Annotated in this window: 16 protein-coding genes; all 16 read right to left on the bottom strand. The window is 60.3% G+C overall.

The window, feature by feature from the left end:
• Positions 1-37: 37 nt before the first annotated feature.
• The 16 genes from ACA061_RS26555 to ACA061_RS26630 all read right to left on the bottom strand — a co-directional run bounded on the left by ACA061_RS26555 (position 38) and on the right by ACA061_RS26630 (position 20445).
• Positions 38-2080, bottom strand: coding sequence for a type VI secretion system Vgr family protein (locus tag ACA061_RS26555; RefSeq protein ID WP_210553345.1), 2043 nt, complete (start codon positions 2078-2080; stop codon positions 38-40).
• Between the two features lie 28 nt (positions 2081-2108).
• Positions 2109-3110: a serine/threonine-protein kinase gene (locus ACA061_RS26560; protein WP_150616888.1), complete on the bottom strand. Its 1002-nt coding sequence runs from the start codon at positions 3108-3110 to the stop codon at positions 2109-2111.
• Positions 3107-3835 (bottom strand): PP2C family protein-serine/threonine phosphatase, encoded by a 729-nt coding sequence (locus ACA061_RS26565; RefSeq protein WP_042561783.1) that lies wholly within the window; start codon positions 3833-3835, stop codon positions 3107-3109. Before ACA061_RS26565 ends, ACA061_RS26560 begins: the two co-directional genes overlap by 4 nt.
• Positions 3835-7374, bottom strand: coding sequence for a type VI secretion system membrane subunit TssM (tssM, locus tag ACA061_RS26570; RefSeq protein WP_150604655.1), 3540 nt, complete (start codon positions 7372-7374; stop codon positions 3835-3837). Before tssM ends, ACA061_RS26565 begins: the two co-directional genes overlap by 1 nt.
• Before the next feature lie 13 nt (positions 7375-7387).
• Entirely contained in the window at positions 7388-8263 is an 876-nt protein-coding gene (icmH, locus tag ACA061_RS26575; RefSeq protein WP_150604656.1) for a type IVB secretion system protein IcmH/DotU, read from the bottom strand.
• A 5-nt stretch (positions 8264-8268) separates the two neighbouring features.
• Entirely contained in the window at positions 8269-9600 is a 1332-nt protein-coding gene (tssK, locus tag ACA061_RS26580) for a type VI secretion system baseplate subunit TssK (RefSeq protein ID WP_007920300.1), read from the bottom strand.
• A 2-nt stretch (positions 9601-9602) separates the two neighbouring features.
• A complete protein-coding gene (gene tssJ, locus ACA061_RS26585) occupies positions 9603-10103 on the bottom strand; it encodes a type VI secretion system lipoprotein TssJ (RefSeq protein WP_150604657.1) in 501 nt (166 codons plus the stop codon).
• A 5-nt stretch (positions 10104-10108) separates the two neighbouring features.
• On the bottom strand, positions 10109-11305 hold the full coding sequence (gene tagH / locus ACA061_RS26590) for a type VI secretion system-associated FHA domain protein TagH (protein ID WP_210700694.1): 1197 nt from the start codon (positions 11303-11305) through the stop codon (positions 10109-10111).
• An 18-nt stretch (positions 11306-11323) separates the two neighbouring features.
• Positions 11324-11464, bottom strand: coding sequence for a type VI secretion protein (locus ACA061_RS26595; protein ID WP_150616891.1), 141 nt, complete (start codon positions 11462-11464; stop codon positions 11324-11326).
• Between the two features lie 93 nt (positions 11465-11557).
• Complete coding sequence (locus ACA061_RS26600; protein WP_497300298.1) at positions 11558-13078, bottom strand: sigma-54 interaction domain-containing protein; 1521 nt, start codon at positions 13076-13078, stop codon at positions 11558-11560.
• 10 nt (positions 13079-13088) lie between these two features.
• A complete protein-coding gene (tssH, locus tag ACA061_RS26605; RefSeq protein ID WP_150604659.1) occupies positions 13089-15746 on the bottom strand; it encodes a type VI secretion system ATPase TssH in 2658 nt (885 codons plus the stop codon).
• Between the two features lie 11 nt (positions 15747-15757).
• Positions 15758-16765 (bottom strand): type VI secretion system baseplate subunit TssG, encoded by a 1008-nt coding sequence (tssG, locus tag ACA061_RS26610; protein WP_042561791.1) that lies wholly within the window; start codon positions 16763-16765, stop codon positions 15758-15760.
• Positions 16729-18516 carry a type VI secretion system baseplate subunit TssF gene (gene tssF, locus ACA061_RS26615; protein WP_150604661.1) on the bottom strand — a complete coding sequence of 596 codons (1788 nt, stop codon included), beginning with the start codon at positions 18514-18516 and terminating at the stop codon, positions 16729-16731. Before tssF ends, tssG begins: the two co-directional genes overlap by 37 nt.
• Before the next feature lie 69 nt (positions 18517-18585).
• The gene (locus ACA061_RS26620) at positions 18586-19008 is read right to left on the bottom strand and encodes a hypothetical protein (RefSeq protein ID WP_210553339.1); all 423 of its coding nucleotides are present in this window, start codon (positions 19006-19008) and stop codon (positions 18586-18588) included.
• 58 nt (positions 19009-19066) lie between these two features.
• Positions 19067-19480 (bottom strand): hypothetical protein, encoded by a 414-nt coding sequence (locus tag ACA061_RS26625; protein WP_497300299.1) that lies wholly within the window; start codon positions 19478-19480, stop codon positions 19067-19069.
• Positions 19477-20445, bottom strand: coding sequence for a DUF6402 family protein (locus tag ACA061_RS26630; RefSeq protein ID WP_497300300.1), 969 nt, complete (start codon positions 20443-20445; stop codon positions 19477-19479). Before ACA061_RS26630 ends, ACA061_RS26625 begins: the two co-directional genes overlap by 4 nt.
• Positions 20446-20448: the final 3 nt, after the last annotated feature.

Here is a 20448-nt window from a genome sequence, read left to right on the forward strand (position 1 = left end):
TTGTACTTTTACCTAATCCTTTTTGATCCGTTGGCGGTCAACCAGAGAACCTGATCATTCGCATTGGTCGAAGGTCAGCTTTCTGAGGCACCGCATTCCCCAACGCCTGATCCATCAAACTCCCCGCCTTATCCTTATCCGCCGCCCCCGGCAGCACCGGCGGTTTAATCCCGATCCCGGTGCCGGAGCCAGCCGAGCCCCCGGCATTGATCTTGATCACCGGCCCAACCACCGTCACACCACCGCCATCCAGCTTGATAAAGCTCCCACCCCCAAGAATGGTCAGCTCTGTCCCCGCCTCAATAACAATCTTGTCCCCAGCCTTGAGGTGTATCTCTTTCCCCACGCTGGTCAGTTGCGCAGTCCCCAGCTTCACATGCTGGTTTTGCCCAATCGTCAGGTGATCATCCAGCTTCGCTTCGATCTTGCGGTCGCTGATGGTGGTGCGGTGTTCCTCGGCTTTCAGCTCGGTGTAGGTGTTCTTCACCACCGTGTCATGACGTTCATTCCCGACCCGAATCTTCTGGTCGTGTTCGACGTTCTCGTCCCAGTCCCGCTGGGCGTGGATGAAGATTTGTTCGGCGCCTTTCTTGTCTTCAATGCGCAGTTCGTTATACCCACCACCACCCGGCGAGCTAAGCGTTTTGAACACGCTGCGGGTTTTGTTCGCCGGCAGTGCATACGGCACCGGGTTTTCCTTGTGGTACAGGCAGCCGGTGACGAGGGGTTGGTCGGGGTCGCCTTCGAGGAAGGTTACGAGGACTTCCATGCCGATGCGCGGGATGCTGATCGCGCCGTAGCGGTCACCGGCCCAGGAGCTGGAGACGCGCATCCAGCAGCTGGTTTTGTCGTCGGCCTGGCCTTCGCGGTCCCAGTGGAATTGCACTTTGATGCGGCCGTATTGGTCGCAGTGGATTTCTTCGCCTTTGGGGCCGGTGACGTGGGCGGTCTGGCTGCCGAGGACGCGGGGTTTCGGGTGTTCCAGCGCGGGGCGGTAGAACACGTCCCATGGGGTGGCGAGGAAGGTGTTGCGGTAGCCCTGGTGAAAGTCGTCCTTGTTGTCGGTGGTGTCGCTGGTCACGCCTTCTTCGAGGACTTGCGGCTGTTTGCCTTCGTGGACGATTTCGGTGAGCAGCCACAGGTCGTTCCACTCGCTGCGCGGGTGGTCGGACATTTCCATGAAGTGGCCACTGACCAGTTTGGTCTGGTCGCCACGACCCTCGGCCTGACGATAGTCGGCGCGGTGGCGTTCGAGGGCGCGTTGGCTGAGGAACTTACCGCGCGCACGCTCGATGAAGCGGCCGGGGTAGTCGTAGTCTTCGAGATCCGGTTCGGTGCTCTCGCCTTCAGGCTTATAAGCAGCTTCCATTTGCAGGCGCGGTTTTTCGAAGTCGTAATCGCGTCGCGTGACGCGGCTGGTGCGGGTTTCCAGGCGCAGTTTGAAGCCTTTGATCACCGGTTCGTCGGCGACCATCCCGCTGCCTTGTACGTAGGCGGTGGGCTGGCCGAGTTTCTGGAACACGGTCTGGTCGTCGCCGAATACCAGCAGGTGAGCTTTGTCGCTGTGCTGGAAGTGGTAGTGAATGCCCTCCTCTTCGCACAGGCGCTGGACGAAGTGCAGGTCGGTTTCGTCGTACTGCACGCAATAGTCGCGATCCGGGCACGGCTGGCTCAGCTGGAAGCTGTAGGCGTTGCCTTTGATGCCGTGTTCTTCAAGGATCAGCGCGATGATTTTCGGCGCCGACATCTGCTGGTAGATGCGCTGGTTGGTGCGGTGATGCAGGTATTGCAGCTGCGGCACCATCGACACTTTGTAGCGGGTCAGGCGCTTGCCGGCATCGCCTTGGGCGACGCGGTAGATCTGGCCGTGGATGCCACTGCCCTGCGGATCGAACGCCAGGAATGCCTGCTTGTGCAGAAGCTTTTCCAGGTCCAGATCCGGGTTCTCGCTGACCAGTTCGAGGTCGAAGCGATAAGGCTGGCTGATGCCTTCGGTGCCGGTGAACGACAGCACTTGCAGGTCGCCGACATAGTCCTCAACCGTCAGGCTGAAGTGGGTCTCGTTAGCTGAGTTGAACATAAAGTGCTCCCTGTTCGAATGTCATCCGTTACGCCCGAAACCGCAGACGTTGCAGCCAGGATGAAGTGGCGCCCAAAGCGTCACGCAATTGTTGGGCAGTGATGGTGCGCTCTGCCGGGTCGAAGCTCAGCGCGGTTCGCAGCGCCGGCCAGCCGTGTTTCGGTAAGTTCTGCGGGGCTTGCAGCTCACGCTCCAGATGCTCGTCGCGGGCCTGGGTCGAGGGCAAGCGGCGGAACGGGTGTTTGCCGCTCGCCAGTTCATAGATCACACAGGCCACGCCGTACACGTCCGCGCTGGCCGACAACGCTTGGCCCTCAAGCAGTTCGGGGGCGGCGTAGCCCGGGGTCCAGGCGTTGAAGCGCTCGCGGCTCAGGTGCGGCAGGCCGGGCAAGGTGCCCTCTTCTGCCTGGCCCAAACCGAAGTCGAAGAGGCGCAAACCGTCTTCGCTGAGCATGACGTTGCTCGGTTTCATGTCACCGTGCAGCACGCCGCGACGGTGGGCGTAGGCCAACGTGTCGAGCAGCGGCAGGACGATGTCGCGCAGTTCTTTCCACGGCAGTCCGAGGGGCCGCTCGCAGAGCAATTTGTCCAGGGTCAGGCCACGCATGTATTCCATGGTGATGAAGGCCCGCTGGCAGTCGGTGTCGACTTCAAAGGTGTGCGCACGCACGACGTTGTCGTGGCGCAGGCGTCGGGTCAGCGCGAACTCGCTGTAGAGCAAGGCACTGGCGTCCGGCGATTCGGCAAATTCTTCGCTGAGGATTTTCAGCGCGATGTAAGGGTCGGGATCACCGAACTGTTCATGCAGCAGATCCCTTGCCCGGTAGACGGCGCCCATACCGCCCGCCCCGAGCAGACGCTCGAGGCGATAACGGCCCGCCAATACGTCAGGCAGTGCACCAATGCTGGCCTTGGTAGGCGCCAGCAAAGGCTCTGCATTATTGGGCTTGGCGAAGGCGAAGTAGGTCAGGTTGTTGGCCTGTTCTTCACTCATCAGCAAGTCATCGATGGGCGATTCGATTTCACTCATTGGCGGATTACCACGGCAGTCAGGTTGTCGCGAGCGGAGCCCCGCAGGGCGCCGTCGAACAAACGTTCCAGCGCCACATGCGGCGCGCTGAGGCTGAGGGCGGTGCCGAGGGCATCGCTGCTCAGGCCCTGATACAAACCATCGCTGCAGAGCAAAAACGCATCGCCCGGATAGACCTCAAGTTCCAGTACATCCAGGGTCAGTGTGTCGGCCGCGCCGACGGCTCGGGTCAATGCCTGAGCCGCCGGGTGCGCCGCCGCCTGTTCGACGCTCATTTGCTGCTCGTCGATCAGTTGCTGTTGCAGCGAATGGTCTTTGGACAGCTGATACAGACGCTGCCCGCGCCACATGTAACAACGGCTGTCGCCGGCCCAGATACAGGCCGCGCGATTGCCTTCCACCAGCAGCGCCACCACGGTGCTGCCCATGATGCTGTCGTGACGGCCGGCAGTAACGGTCAACTCCTGCCCCAAACGCCGGTTCAACCAATGCAGGCACTGGCGAATGGCTTTGAGGCGTTCGTCGAAGTCGTCGTGTTGCGGCAGTTCAGCCAGGCTGGCGACGATCAACTGGCTGGCGATGTCGCCACCCTGATGACCGCCCATGCCGTCCGCGACCACCCACAGCCCCTGCTGCGGAAGGTCGAGGAAGGCATCTTCGTTGCGCGCCCGCACCTTGCCCGGGTCGGTACGCGCCGCGCTGCGCCAGGGACTGGCCACCAGCATCAGAGCTGCACCGGCATACGGAAGGTGCGCAACACGCCGAGGTCGAACGGGTTCGGCGAGCGTTGGCTGGTCAGCAGGTAGTTGGCGCGCAGGCCTCCTACGTCAGCTTTCAGCACCAGCACGTCGCGACCGCTCAGGTACTCGGTCTGCATCAGGTCGAACAGACGGAACAGCGACCATGGGCCGGAGTTCTTCTCGATACCGATCGGACGCCCGGCCATTTTGTCCATGACCAGACTGGTGCGGCCGTCTTCAGCATCGGTCGGCCATTTGAACGACATTGGCAGGATCGGGCCATGACGGTATTCCATGGTCTTGTCGCCGAACTTGAACTCGGAACGGCTGACCGCCGGATCGAGGGTGTACGGCTCCAGTTTGAACTGCACGGTCGGCTCGGCCGGGTTGATCGAGAAGAAGCTCTGACGAATCGTCAGCGCAGCCGCCATCTGATCAAGGTAGACCTTGGACACCGGCAGACTGTGGCCGTCGACGCTGCGCATCCGGTAGTTGCCCGGATCACCGCTGACGAACGGACGCATGTAGCTGTCGAAGAAGCGGTCGACGGTGCCCTGCGCGCGGAAGAACTCGCGGAAGTCGCTGATCGCCACGTCGCTGGTGCTGCTGGCGCTGAACGGATAACGCTTGCTGATGGTTTTGCCATACACGCTGTACAGCTCGTTCTGATAACGGCCGTTCAGGTATTGGTAGGCATCGTTGAGCACCAGGCGCCACGAGTCTTCGGCCAGCACGTTGAACCACACGCTCAGCGGACGCGGCAAGCGACCCGAAGCGGTGCGCAGGTTGGTCAGCGCATCACGCTGGCCGCTCATGCGGGTTTTCGCCATTTCGAACGCGGCTTGTTCCGGCGTACTGGAACGGGCCAGGCCGGACAGTTGCAGTTGCAGGTCGTTGAGCGCGCTGAGGGCTGGTGTCAGGTCAGCGGCCGGGCCGTTGTTGTCATCGAGCAAACGATGCAGCGGTTCAAAGCGACGTTGCAGGGATTTCTTGGCGGTGTCCGGCAGGTTTTTCGCGACGCTCAAGGCCGAAGCCTTGTCCGCTGCGGCGGCTGCCAGTTTGCCGACTTTACCCAGTTTGCCTTTCTGCCCGGCCAGCGCATCGGCGGCTTCCCCCGCTTCTTCGACCGGGTCTGCGGCGGCCTCGAAGCGCGTGTTTTCGCGCACTTCCGTCAGCAACGCGAGCACCGGCGAGTTGGCCGAAGTCAGGCCCGCCAGTTGCTCGGCGCCTTCACCGGCGTCGCTGATCGGTGGCAAGGCCACTTGGCCAACGGCCTCGCTCCAGTAGTTGGCATAGTCGCGGAAATACAATTGCTCCAGTTCGACCATCAGGCGACGCAAGTCCATGTCGCTGATGCCCGCGCCTTCACCCAGTACCCAGTTGTCACGCAGGATGTCGGTGACCAGCGCCGAGCCCTGTACCGAGAAATACTGCTGATAACCGGTTTGCGTGTAGAAACCCGGGATCACGTACTCGGTGCCGATAAACAGCGAACCCTGCGGGCCGAGGTGTTGGCTGAAACGGTATTCCGGCAGGTCGCGCGCCTGCTCACGAAGCATGCGATAGACCACGGTGGCCAGCGATTCGCTGCGCAGAACCTGACGCGCCTGGGTCACCAACTGATCGTTCAGCGGGTAGATGAAAGGTTGCTTCAGCAGGCGTTCGAGGTGGACGTTCAGGCCGTTCTGCACCGCCGTGTTGCCGGTGTAGCGTTGCGACCAGTCACTTGCGATCCAGTCCTTGAGCCATGCGGCATCGCGGCGATCCTTCATGTTCAGCATCAGGTACGCGCGCAAGCTGTTGAGCAGCTTTTCGCGGTCCTTCATGTTGGTGCGGATCTGCCCTTCGAGCATCGTGGCAACCCGCGGCAGCAGTTGCGCTTCGAGCTCACGCTCGTACGCCGCTTTGACCGACGGATTGATGTCTTCGCCCTGATACAGACCGCCGCGCTCGTGGTACGACACGTCGCCCTTCTTCGGGAACACCTGAGTGGCGGCGTAGCTGGTGTCGAGGGTTTTCAGCACGCCCATCGCGTCATCACGCGGGGTCAGCGCCGAGCGCTGCTGAGTCCAGTTTTGCGCCAGTGTGCGCAGGTTTTCCAGACGTTCGTAGTTGGCCGAGAATCCGCCCGCCCAGAGCATGCCGAACAGCGCCAGCGCCGCCAGTGCGCCGACATACAACGCACGTTGGCCCCAGTGGATGCGGCTGCGCTCACGTTTATCCAGACCGGCCAGATCGGCCTCGGGGAAAATCACCTGGCTAAGCAGGTGGTGGATGAAGCGCGAACGACCGCTGCGCAGGGTCGGCAGCACACCGGCATTCATGCCGAGGCTGGCGCCGATGCCGGCAGTGGTCGAATCCATTTCCTGGGTCAGGTGCGGTGCGCTGGTCAGGTAGAAACCACGCAGTTGCGTTGCACGCTGATAGCGGTTGCCGGTGAACGCCATGTCGACGAACAGGCACAGACGCTCGCCGATCTGCCCCAGTTGATGCGGGAAGTCGAGGATGCGACCACGGCGCTGGGTATCGCGCTCGGAGTGCATGCGCATGATCACCTGGCTGTTGAGGCGACGCAGCAGTTCTTCGAACTCGTTGCGCAGCACAGCCACGTCGGTGCCGACCTGCTCCTTGCGGAAACTGGTGCCCAGCACCTGATCGCTTTCTTCGCGGGTCAGTTGATCGAAGAACTCGTCGAAGCCGAGCAGCTTGTCAGCCTTGCTCAGCACCAGATACACCGGCACATCGACGTGCAGCTTCTGATGAATGTCCTGCAAGCGACCGCGCACCTGGCGCGCCAGGGTGTCGATGTCCTGCTCGCTGCCACCGGTGAGGGTTTCCACCGGAATGGTCACCAGCACGCCGTTCAACGGACGGCCGCGACGACGCTTGCGCAGCAACTCGAGCAAGGTGCGCCAGGCACTGCCGTCGACTTCGGCGTCCGGCTGGGTGGTGTAGCGCCCGGCGGTGTCGATCAGCACACCGTGATCGGCGAAGTACCAGTCGCAATGACGGGTGCCGAGAGTATCGCGGGTCAGCTTGCGGTCGATCTTGTTGATCGGGAATTCCAGACCTGAAAAATCCAGCAGGCTGGTTTTGCCAGAGGCTTGCGGACCGATCAGCAAGTACCACGGCAAATCACTGCGCCAGCGCTCGCTGCGACCACGATACAGGCTCGACGTCTTCAGGGTTTTCAGCGCGTCTTTGAAGCGCGCCTTCAACTCTTTCTGCTCGTCGTCGATCTGCTCTTCACGGCGGATACGGTCCTGACCGTCTTCGCTTTCCTCGACAGCTTTCTTGCGAATACCGGCGCGCCAGCTGACGAAGACCATGGTCAGGCCCCAGATCAGGAACAAGACACTGATGGTCAGCAGACGCGAGGTCGCGCTTTCCCAGAACTTGTAATCATCAACCGCCAACAACGGGCCGACGAACCACACCAGCAGTGCCACGAACAGCACCAGCAGCAGGGTCCAGACCCAGGTCTGGCGCAGGAAGGCGCCGACTTTCTTGAAAAACTTTTTCATCACACGTCCCTGTTTACGGCTGCGACTGCGGTTGAACCGCGGCTGGATCAAGCGGCTGATATGGTTGCAGAACGGTTTCGCGCTGCTCGCCCAAGACCCAGGCGAAGCCCGAATACATCACCACCAGACAGACGACAGTGAACAACACCACCATCCACGCCGGCACGATGCGCACCAGACTGCGGCGCTGATCGTTGAGGCCTTCCCAGTGCGGCGACAACTCACGCGGCACGTCGCCACGCAACTGACGGATCTGGCGATACAAGGCATCGCGGATGCCTTCAAGCTCGAGCATGCCACGCGCCTGCACGCGGTACTTGCCCTCGAAACCGAGGGACAGGCACAGGTACATCAGCTCAAGCATCGGCAAGTGCTTCACCGGATTCTTCGACAGCCGATCAAGCAGCTGGAAGAACTTCTCGCCACCGAAGGTTTCGTTGTGGAAGCTGCTGAGCAGGCTCATCTGCGACCATTCGCTTTCGTTGCCCCACGGCGTGGTCACGACGGCTTCGTCGACCACGGTGCAGAGCACGTAACGCGCGGCCATGACCTGGCTGCTTTCGGCGCCGTTGTGCAAGGCGCGCACTTCAAACAGCTTGAGCCCGGCAGTCAGGCGCTCATTGAGCGCGTAGAGGTCTTCGCGGGTTTCGCTGTGCTTGAGACGCACCACTTCCGAGAGCAGTTCGGACGAGGCGGCCACCAGCGAATTGAGGCTGATATTGAACGCCTCCGCCGGACGCAGGCGCGCGGCGTAGATCATGCGTTCTTCCAGTTGCTCGAAACGCGGCGGCGCGGCGAAGTCAGTCAGCGGACTCGCCGCCGGGCCGTGGCCCTGGCGGTCGAGCAAGACCGTTTTGTCGTCCTGGCTGTAATCCGTTTCCTTGATCATGTCGGTCAGTTCCTGATGGCCCAGAATTTCAGTTCAAGCTCGGCAAATTCGCCGGACACGTGGAACGCGAAGCCGCCGGAGCGCTCGAGTTGTGCCAGGTCTTCGGAACTGAGTTCGAGGATGAAATAGGTTTTGTTGGAGTGGAACGCGATCTGCCGCGGGGCCACCGGCAACGGTTTGACCTTGATCCCCGGCAAGTGCAGGTTGACCAGCTGGCGGATGCGCTCCACCGGGCCGACCTTTAGGTGCGCCGGCAAGCGGTGGCGCAGTTCTTCGGAGTCGCAATTGGCACTGGCTGCCAGCACGAACGAGGCCGAGCCGAGCAGTTTGTGGTCGTGCAACGGCGACACGATGATGCCGTACTGACGCGCTTGCAGGATCAGTTCGATGGCGTGCTGTTCGAGCACCATCGACAGCACCTGACGGATCGCTTCCATCAGTTTGCGAAAGCTCCCGCCTTGGTCGGCGTGGGAGTAGCGGCTGTCCAGGCGCGGGCGTTTGCTCTCGCCGGAGAAGGTCGCCAGATCGCCGAGCATGGTCAGCAACGTGCGATACAACTCTTCCGGGTGCACCTGCTCCAGGCCCAGATAGTGGCGCAGCAGCAGTTCGGTGCGGTTGATCAGTTGCAGCATCATGAAGTCACCGACCTCGGCGCCGCCGACCTTGCCGTTGGAGCGAATCCGCTCGGCAATGGTGTCGCCCCGGTGGTTGAGCATGCTGATGACTTCTTTCAGACACGACAGCAGATAGCTGGACGCGTGAGCCTGAATGTAAGTCGGCACGAAGTCCGGATCGAGGCTGATCACGCCGTCGGGCGTGGTGTCGAGCACGTCGCAGATCTTCAGCTTCACGTAGGCCTGATCGCTCTGCTGCTCGCCGAGCAACAGTTTGAAGTCCGGGCGACCACAGCTGACCTGGCTGGCGGAATCGTCGCCGGCGTTGGAGTCGGCCACTTCGGCGTCATACGCGGTGTAACGCGCCAGTACGTCTGATTGTTCCGGACGGCGCGACTCGATGTGGTTACCCGTGACCAGCGGCAGCGCCAGATAGATCGGCGTGTTGCCGGTGTTCGGTGGCACGTCCAGCGCCAGCGGTTCGGTGTTGCCACCGAGCTCGAACAGGCTGCCGTCCGGCAGAATCCCCGAGGCTTCACTGATCACCAGTTTGCCCATGTTGAGGAACTGCAAGTCGATCTCCAGATTGAGGAAACCCCAGGTGTAGCCACCGAGCAACTGGGTGCGGGTTTTCATCTGGTGATCGTAATAGCGATCGTTGTGCTGGAAGTGCTGCGGACGCAGCAGCATGCCTTCCTGCCAAATGACTTTATGGGTATTCATGATCAGTCATCCGCCTTGGCGAGCACTTGATGGGTATTGCGGATACCGGCCTGGTCGAGGGTCAGATCAGCCTCGGTGACTTCCAGCGGGGTGATCTGCACCGTGTAGCGCCACTGGCTTTCCGGCAGGTCGCGGTAGGCGGCGAGGACGCCGACGTAGAGGCTGCCCTCCTCCACGCTGAGCTTCATTTCCACGGTTTCACCCGGACGCAGTTCGAGTTCTTCGCTGGCCACCAGATCCGGGTTGAGGGATTCCTTGGCGCGCTCGTAAAGGCTGAAGAAATCAGCATTCTCGAATGTCACCGGGTGCTTGAGTTCGAACAGGCGCACCACAATCGGCGACGGGCGACCGTTGAGGTCCGGGTTGAGCTGATCGCTGCCAGTCAGTTTCAGGTTGATCTTGGTCACTTTCGAGTACGGCGACAGCGACGAGCAACCAGCGAGCAGCACCAGCACGGTGAGCGCAGTCAGCGTCTTGAAAAAAGCGGTCGAACGGCGAGACATGCGCATCATCCTTGGTGGTCGGTGTGGAGGGTGGAGATCAGGCGGATCTGTTCTTCGTAAGCCTGGGCGAAGTCGCGGGCCAGCAGACGCTCGCTCCAGTCATCGTCCTGACGCAGCGCCTGGTGATAACGACCAAACGCTCTCCAGCGCCCGCCGGAAGTCGCGATCAGCGGCTTGCTGTCGCGCTCGAAACGCAAGGTCAGTTGCTCGGGCGAGAAGTGCTCCAGCGTGCCGCGCACGGCGGCGCGGCTGGCGGTCAGCAAGGCCACCTGATGCGCCTGCAAATCGCGGAACGCGCGGGAGATGGCTTGTTCGGCAGGCAGGTGTCCGGGCTTGCTTGGCTGCAACATAATCTCCAGCGCTTCGCTCGGATCGACGGCGAATTTCAGCGGGTTCTTGTTGGTGCCTTGCACGGTGGTCTGGGCCAGACGCAGTTCGTTTTTCAGCTCCGAGCGGGTACGCAGGCTCTGCTGCAAACCGCCGATGCTCTGACGCAGCAAACGCGCGGCGTTCAGCGCCAGGGCTTCGCGTTCGTCGTGGCCGAGGCCTTTGACGTCAACGCCGAGCGCGGCGCCAAAGTGCTCCCAGAAACCTTCGCTCTGACGCTCGACGGCTTTCGGTGCCGGAGCGGGCTCAGGTTCTGCGGGCGCGGCGATCAGCTCCGGCACCATCAGGCTTTCCATGTCGATGCGCGCGTAGTCGGCACGCTGACGGGAGTCTTCAGGCTTGGTGTTCGGCGCCAGCAGTTCGTCGATTTCCGAGTACACGCGCTCTTGCTGTTCGAGGGCGTTGAGCGGGTCGAGATCGAGGAACGCGTCGTCCGGAATGATGCTGCCGGCCGCACGCGGACGGCCGACTTCGCCGTCGAAGGTCGCCGGGTCACGCACAAGGCGCGCGCGAATTTCGAAGTCGCCGAGCACATAGGTGCTGCCGTGCTCGATGCGCATCGGTTCGCCCTTGTGCAGGCGTGCACCGCTTGTGCCGTCCTGAACACCGTTGCTGCTGGTGTCGGTCAGGAAAAACGTGCCTTCGCGGTAGCTGACAATCGCGTGGTGATTGGACAGATGACGCTTGCGGTCAGGGATGATCCAGTCGCAGTCCTCGCCCCGTCCGATCACGCCGCCGGCCTGTTTGAAGGTCTTCTGGCACAACTCGGTGGGCACGAACTGCTTGGTGTTCAGCATTTCGAAAACCAGTTCCATGTTTGATGCTCCTTGCGGTCACTTGCCGCGATTGACCGCTTGCGGATCACCCAACGGGCGATAGTCGGTGTCATTGAATTTGTAATTGCCGCTACAGCCGCCAAGGCCACATAGAACGACGAGGGTCAGCAGGACAGCTTGCCAGTGACGAACAGACATCAGAGGGTCTCCAGGGGTAGACAAAGCACAAAGCGCCGGCCCTTGCGGGCGGCGCTGAAATAGGTTTTTCGAGGAGAAAACGATGATCTTTGCCTACCCATCGAAATCTCCCAGATTGATGTTCAACCGCCCGAGGCGGTACAGCAGGGTGCGGCGTGGCAGGCCCAATTCGCGGGCGGCGAGGGTCTGATTGCCGTCGTTCTTGCGCAGGCAATCGAGCAGCAATGTGCGTTCGACCCGCTCCATGCGCTCGCGCAGATTCAAGCCACTGTTGTCTTCGGGCATCGGCTCCATACGCAGGGAGAAATGCTCGGCCAGTAACTCACCGCCCTCGCACAACAACACCGCGCGCTCGACCAATGCCTTGAGTTCGCGAACGTTGCCGGGGAAGGTGTAACCGGACAAATGTTCCAGCGCCGGTTCCGACCAGCGCACCGGATCACGTTGCAGGAATCTGCAGGTCTTCTCGGCGAAGTGCCGGGCCAGATCGAGGATGTCGCCTTCGCGCTGACGCAGGGCCGGCAGTTCGATGGGGAATTGCGCGAGGCGGTAATACAAGTCCTCGCGGAATTTGCCTTCGCTGACCAGCACCGACAAATCGCGGTGCGTGGCGGCGATGATGCGCACGTCAATCTTGTGCGTGTCGTTGGAACCCAGCGGGCGGATCTCGCCCTCCTGCAACACGCGCAAGATTTTCGCCTGGAGCGACAGCGGCATGTCACCGATTTCGTCGAGCAACAGCGTGCCACCGTTGGCCGCATCGAACAGCCCGGCGCGGTCGCGATCAGCGCCAGTGAACGCGCCTTTGCGATAGCCGAACAGCTCGCTTTCCAGCAGGTTCTCGGGGAATGCCGCGCAGTTCTGCACGATGAACGCCTGAGAACGACGCGGCCCGCAATCGTGAATCGCCCGCGCGACCACTTCCTTGCCGGTGCCGGTCTCGCCGCGCAACAGCACGGTGTACGGGCTGTGCAGGACTTTGCTGATCAGCGAATAGGTCTGGCGAATCGCCGCGCTTTTACCGATTAGCCCGTAACCGCTGATGCTTGGCACGCTGCGTACCGCTGGCGCCTGAACATCCCGAGGCTGGCGCAGGCGTTGCAGCAAGTGCAGTTGGCCAAGCACGAACGAGCCGAGCTGGCCGAGCGAATCGGCAAAGCCTTGCAGATCCATGCGACGACGGCTGGCACACAGCAGCAGACCTTCCACTGCCTTGTGCTGATTGACCAGTGGCACGCACAACAATGATTGCCACGGCGAAGACGCGGCCGGCAGAAAACTGGTTTCGTGCAGGCTGGCGCTGAGGTCGTCGAGGCACACCACGCGGTTCTGGCACAGGGCGAATTGCAGCAATTGCTCACCGTTGTAATCCGCCGGCAGACTCGCCGCCTGGCGCGGTTGCAGCGCGCCGTCGAGGTATTCGGCGTTCATCCCAAGGCAGGTGTGGGTGGCGTCGAGCAGATACAGCTGCGTCAGTTCGCAACCGCTCAACTCGGCCAACCCGCGCACAAAGTCACCCAGCAGCGCAGCACCGTCCGCCGCCCGCGACAGGCTGGCGAACTGCGCCAGCAACGCTTCGGCGTAAGCCAGCGGCTGCGGCACTTGAGTGAACATCACGCCCACCTCAGGCGAACTCGCACGTCACGCTGGCGTTGCCGTCGAGCGTGGCATGCACGCGCTTGAGGCTTTCACCCGTGGCCATGGCATCGAGCAAGCGATCGGCTACCAGCGGCAGCACATGCTGATCGAGCAGATGATCGATCAGACGCGCGCCGCTGTCGCTTTGCGTGCAGCGCTCGGACAGATGATCGACGAGGTTCTGGCACCAGCTGAAATCCAGCTGACGACGGTTCAGGCGCTCGCCGAGACGACCGAGTTTGATCTCGATCAGCTCGCGCAATACCGGGCCGCCGACTGGGTAGTAAGGCACCACTTTCATCCGCGCCAGCAGGGCGGGTTTGAAATGTTTGCTGAGTACCGGGCGAATCGTCTCTTCGAGCACTTCGGCGGTCGGCCGCGCGCCACCTTCGCAGAGGTCGCTGATGCGATCGCTGCCCAGGTTCGAGGTCATCAGGATCAACGTGTTGCGGAAGTCGATCTCGCGACCTTCGCCGTCGTTGGCCACGCCTTTGTCGAAGATTTGGTAGAACAGGTTAAGCACGTCCGGATCAGCCTTCTCGACTTCATCGAGCAGCACCACCGAGTACGGTTTCTGGCGCACGGCTTCGGTGAGCATGCCGCCCTCGCCGTAACCGACGTAGCCCGGTGGTGCACCGATCAGGCGAGAAACGGTGTGTTTCTCCTGGAACTCGGACATGTTGATGGTGGTAATGAAACGGTCGCCGCCGTACAGCAAGTCCGCGAGGGCCAGCGCGGTTTCGGTTTTACCGACGCCGCTCGGGCCGACCAGCAGGAACACACCGACCGGCGCGTCAGGCTTGTTCAGGCCGGCAGCTGTGGCGCGCATCGAGCGATCCAGTGCGTGCACGGCTTGCTCTTGACCACGGATGCGCGTGCGCAGATCGGTGGCGAAACTGGCGACCTTGGCGTTGTGCTCACGGGCCAGTTGCGCCAGTGGCACGCCGGTCCAGGCGCTGATCACTTCGGCGACCAGACGCGGGCAGACTTCGAAGCTGACCAGACGTTCTTTGACCTGGGCGGCGGTGAGTGCGCTGTGGGTTTCGTTGAGTTGGGCTTCCAGCGCTGCGACGCTTTGACCTTCCTCGACTTCAGCGGCCAGGGTTTCGATGACGGTGCCTTCGGCGTCTTCCTCAACCGATACGGTCGGCTCGACCGCAGCGGCTTCGCGCGCCTTGGCCAGTTGCTGACGCAGGTCCAGCAAGCGCTCGGCCAGTGCCTTCTGTTCAGTCCACAGGGCTTCCAGCGCGACCATTTCGTCTTCGGCTTCTTCCAGTCGCGCTTCCAGTGCATCCAGCGCTTCGTGGTCGATCAGCAGACCGGCCTCGGCATCGCGGCGCAAGGCCTGACGCTGACGACCACCTTCGGCCAGTTCGCCACGCAGACGCTCAAGGCTTTCCGGGGCGGCGGCGAGGCTGATGCGTACGCGGGCGCAAGCGGTGTCGAGGACATCGACGGCTTTGTCCGGCAGTTGCCGACCCGCCAGGTAACGCGCGGACAATTCAGCCGCCGACACCACCGCGTCGTCACGCAGATAAATGCCGTGGCTCTTCTCGTAGACCTGGGCCAGGCCACGGAGAATGGTCACCGCTTCGCTGACGGTTGGTTCATGCAGTTGAACTGGCTGGAAACGACGGGCCAGCGCCGGGTCTTTCTCGAAGTATTTCTTGTACTCGGCCCAAGTGGTGGCGGCGATGGTGCGCAGTTCGCCACGGGCCAGTGCAGGTTTCAGCAGGTTGGCTGCATCGGAACCACCGGCATTGCCGCCCGCGCCGATCAGGGTGTGGGCTTCGTCGATGAACAGAATGATCGGTTTTGGCGAAGCTTTGACTTCGTCGATCACGCCTTTGAGACGACGCTCGAATTCACCTTTGACGCTGGCGCCGGCCTGCAACAGGCCCATGTCCAGCGACAGCAGTTCAACGCCTTTGAGCACTTGCGGCACTTCACCGGCAGCGATGCGCGAAGCCAGACCTTCGACGATGGCGGTTTTACCGACACCGGCCTCACCGACCACAATCGGGTTGTTCTTGCGGCGACGGGCAAGGATGTCGACCATCTGGCGGATCGCGCCATCGCGGCACAGCACCGGGTCGAGTTTGCCGTCGCGGGCCTGTTGAGTCAGGTTGTGAGTGAAGCGCTGCAACAGCGATTCGCCCTGCGCGGCAGGTTTACCGTTGGCCGCCGGTTGCTCCTTTTGCGACAGGGCAAATTCTTTCAGGCGATCGATGTTCAGCTTGGCGAGCAGCGGCTGATAACGGCTGCCGGCATAACGCATCGGGTTGCGCAGCAAAGCGAGGATCAGCGCGGCGTCTTCGACCTGGGTCTGGCCCAGTTCGAGGTTGGCCACCAGCAGTGCGTCTTGCAGCCATTGCACCAGTTCCGGGGCGAACACCGGGTTGCGCGAAGCGCTGTGCTCGACCCGCGATTGCAGCGCGGCGCTGAGTTCACCGGCATCGACATCGGCGTCCTGCAACGCGCGTGCGAGTAAGCCGTTCGGACGCTCCAGCAGGCCGAGCATCATGTCTTCGACGAGGATCTTGCTGCCGCCACGGGCTACACAGCGCTCAGCCGAACGCTCCAGATCACGACGGGTTTCGGCGTCCAGCGCCTGAATGAGTTGTTGCAGGTCTACGTTGATCATGGCTCACGTCCTTAATGAATTTTGCTGCCCAGGGTCACCACGCCGTCCGCCTTCTCGCGGCCCAGCCAACTGGTCCAGCCGAGGCGACAGGCGTTCTGCTCACCGATGCGCAGTTCGCGGATTTCTTCCTGGCGCAGGACCAGGCGAATGTCGTAATCGAGCGGGTCACGCAGGGTGAACCGCACCAGCGCGCAGAGCGGCTGGTAACCAAAACCGATCGGCAGGAATTCGTGGAATCGCTGCCAGTCGAGTTGGGTGATGTGAATGCGGAATTTGCCGCTGCGGTCGCGCACGCGCTCACCGAGCACCAGGTCCTCGCCAAGCACGCTGTTGTCGCGGCCCAAACGATTGCGCTGCTCGTCGAGAATTTCCACGCGGCGCTCGATGCACTGCTCGATGACCAGGTCTTCGTGCTTGAAGTAGTAACGCAGCACGGCCTCGATCAACGCCGCCGAGTGCGCCCGCAAACTGAGCAGGCCGAGGTACGGCAGCAGGCGTTTCCAGTTGAGTTCCTTGGCCTTGCGGATCTCGTCGCCACCCAGGCCGATCAGTGCGAACAGCTGCGATGAAAACGGGTCAATCGCCCCGCTCTGGAAACTCGCGCGATAGCGGTACTTGCGCCAGATCGGCAGCATCAGCCGTTGCAGACGATGGTGGAACAGGTCGAGGAAATTGCGCGTCGGGTTGCCGTCTTCGCTGTCGCCCAAGGCTTGTTCGCCGTAGAACGCCGGCAGCGGTGAACCGGAACCGACCAGGCCGATCAGGTTGAAACGCACGCGCGCGCGCATCTGCCCGTGCTCTTCGAAAAACTCCACGCGATCGACATCGCTACGCGGAAATCCGAGGCTCGGGTTGGCCTGAAACTCGACCTGATCGTACAGATCGTCTTCGCTCAGGTGCGGGTGTGCCTCGCGCAGCCGGTCGATCACCAGCAGCACGGCCTGAAACAGCGAGTACTCGCGTATTACCCGGGTCAGCCCGCTTAAAGCAGGGGCTGAAGGCCCATACGTGGTGTCCATTGGTACACCTCTCCCTGTGTGCTTTTTACCCGCAGCTCATGGAATGAATTGAGACTGGCGTAAAGCGCGAAAAACTCGTTAAGAACCGAAGCGAAAACGAACAGGTCGCCTTCGCCGATATACCCTTCCGGATCGATGGTCAGTTCGGTGCGCAAACCGCGCACCGGCAGGCCACGGTGCAGCCGATCGACGTGGTGGTGCTTGATATGTTTGAGGCCGCCGAGCAGGCGCTTGCTGACTTTCTCCGCGTGCTGGTCGTAGTAGCGCGGCAGGTCGTAGGTTTCCAGAATCACCTTCAACGCATTGACGTCGGCCAGCGACAGATAGTTAAGCGACATGTTGCTGATCAGCTTCCACAGGAAGTCACGATTCAGCGGCGGCGCGAAGCTTGGGGTGGCCGGGGTGATGTTGCGGAAGCTCAAAAACTCCGGCGTCTCTTCGCAGGCCATGCAGATGTCGCCGAGCTTGAGCTTCTTCGGCAGGTTCTGGTTAGTGCACATCAGCTCGATCGACAGCGTTTCGTGAGCTTCGGTGTGGCGGATGCCGAAGCTCAGGTAAGTGTCGAGGCCATCGTGCAGCAGTGACGAACGCTGACGGATACTGTAATGCGGACGGCTGTTGGGCACGTCGAAACTCGGGTCGTGCTCGAAGGATTCGAACGGCACGTACTCCTGATAGCCGAGGCCGCCGGGCTTCCATCCCGTCACGGTTTCCACCGAGAACACGCCGCAGTTTTCCAGATCGTATTCCGCCGGCAGCAGCAGGTATTCGTCCTGTTTGCCGTCGAGGCGGATTGGCAGCGCGTCGTGCTCGAACAGATTGACGATCGGCGTGCAGAACAGCTTCACGTTATCCAGCGTCGGCCGCATGCGCATGATGCCGCTCTTGCGAATGTCGAAACGCAATTCCAGGCCGCGCATCTGCTTGAGGGTGTCTTCGGGCAGCGCCTTGAGAATGTCCAGACCGTTGACGTCGACGAACAGGAATTTGTCCTGGAAGGCGAAGTATTCCTGCAGGTAGCGATAACCACGGAAGGTGTTCAGCGGATAGGGGATCAACGCTTCTTCTTCGGCAAAGCCCACTGGTTTGACGCGATCACCGGGAATCTTGAACGCCATCGGTTTGCCGCTGACGCCATCAATCGGCTTGCCGGCGCCGTCGAGCGGGATCAGCTCGATGCCTTCGAGGTTGCGCAGCAGGCTCAAATACAGCATCTGGCTGATGTAGCGCTCACCGGCAAAGTGCAGGCGCAGCTTGCTCAGTTCCAGTTCGCCGAGGTGGCCGTCGGCGCTCATTTCCAGACGCAGGCTGAGCAGCGAACCGTCGCCCTTCACCGAGTAATTCAGCGCGGCCAGATCCAGCGGCAGCACCTCAGTCGGGTAGCAGGTACGGAAGCGGCAACGCACGTCTTCGATCGGTTTGCTTTCCACCGGCGTATCGCGCGCGACCACCAGCGCCGGGCCGGAACGCTTGAGCGGATCGAACTGCAAAATGCTGAACGCCGGCAGCGGCCGCATGTAGTTCGGCCACAGCAGTTGCATCAGCGAATGGCTGAGTTCCGGCAACTCGTCATCGAGCTTCTGGCGCAGACGCCCGGTCAGAAAAGCAAAGCCTTCCAGCAACCGCTCCACATCCGGATCCCGCCCGGCCTGGCCCAGATACGGCGCCAACGCCGGACTACGCTCGGCGAAACGGCGACCGAGTTGGCGCAGTGCAGTGAGTTCGCTTTGGTAGTAGTGGTTAAAGGACACGGGTTACCTGCCTGGTAGTGGAACTCATGGAAAAACTGTCCTGTGGATTACGCTCGATGTCCGACCTGATCATTGGATTGCACCTGCAGGCTGACTTGGCGGGATTCGATCCGATACGTTTCGCAAAACCCAACGCAACTCGATGACTTGAGTGGTGAGAATTGCCAGCAACGTGACGCAACCTTGTGCAACGCCGTAAAACAGGGCTCTCAACGGGTTGTCCGGCAGCATCCATAGCAGAATGAAGCCCACCATCAGACCAAGGATGACTAGCTTGGCGACCAGACTTGGAATCAGCGCAACGATCAAGTTGACGCCCAGAAAAATGTAAAACAGTGCGTAACTCGCCATGCCGATGGCGACACCGCGGGAGGTGAATCCGCCGTTAAAAAGCTTGTAAGCATGCACAACCGCGTCATTCAAAAACGCGTAAGCCACGCATCCGAGGGCGTGGATTAACAGGCATAGGCCAAGACGTGCGTAGTTACTCATGCAAGCCCCAGATTCCCATACCACGAACCAAAACCACCCTGTTTCCCGGCCCAGAACATCAATTTTCCAGAACCTTGTAGGGCGTATTACTGATAAAAAAATCCAACCAGTGCTTTCTCGGATTAGATAGCGCCAGCGTGAACTCCTTGCTTTTTTTATCCAGCTCGATGAAAACAACTCCGACAACTTCGTCATCCTCATCGGCATTCATATCCAATGAAACATCAGAAAACAAAGGGGTTCGATATGCACGATCAGGATTATTCAAATCCGTAAAACGCAAATACACCGAATCTCGCGGAGTCAAAAGGGAACTCGCCGGAATTGACTCTATAAGATACTGTCCGGACGGACTCTTTTTTGAGACATCAGGTGCACGATTCAAAATACCATTTATAATAAAGGCGACAACGATGAACAAGCTGACCAATAGCGTAGCCAAACTCATAAAAAACTTATTCCACGAACTCATTTAGAGATTTCCTCAATAGGAGCCACGGATACGCTCTCGTACAAAATGTCCGAATAAACGCGAAAGTCCCCTCCTTTTTTATTCTGATCCCGATAATCTCGAAAATCGCTATTTTGTACGAGCATATAATGCTTGCCTTCCAGCTCTCTATATCGCCGCACGGCTTCGTCCTTTTGCTGAGGGCTTTGTTCTCCCTTGATCTGCTTGTACGTGGACTCAGCTATCAAAGAAGTCATTTCGGCAGCCAGCTTCGTGTTTGTTTTAGCGCCTTCCACAGGATCAGTGACCAATTTATCAAAATTCCAGTAACCTAGAATTTGACTAAAAAGAGCAATACCATCATTGAAGTCATAAGCATCTTCAATATAAAAACCGATTTGCGATGGCGTAAAAACAATACTTTTGCCTGTTACGACTACCGAGCCTTCGGCAATCACGCGCATATTGAAATTTGCAAGCGCAGCGCGAAGCTCGTTAACTTCATCAGCACCAGCCTGTTCGAACTCGACAACTTTATTATTGGAGTAACCAAATTTCTCAGCAGCACTGGCCACGCCATTAAAAGCCACTGGATAACAGCCGGGAACGCTATTGGAAAAATTATCTCGCAATCTCTTCTTTATCAGATTGATCCCAGGAGGACTGTTCCAGTTCGCTTTCAAGTGTTTGAATGCTGCATTTGCTCGCTCAAACCCAAGCACCCAATTCATTTTAACGATGGACTCTTCGATGTAATTTGCCGGAGCAAATGCGTCGTGCCTTTTTACGACATCATCCATTCCACCATCTTTTGTCGCCCATGGTTTACCATTGAACCAATGGCTCATCAAAGCAGCGGCAACAGGCCAGTTTATTTTTTTCATCGTGGCCGGGATATCAGTAATCTTGAACTGGCGCGCAGTAGCAGTCTGACCGGTTTTATTGCTCGCCGGAGTCATGGTGGTTGCCACTGTCTTCGCTGCCATCTC

This window comes from Pseudomonas sp. LBUM1668 (genome assembly GCF_059695715.1).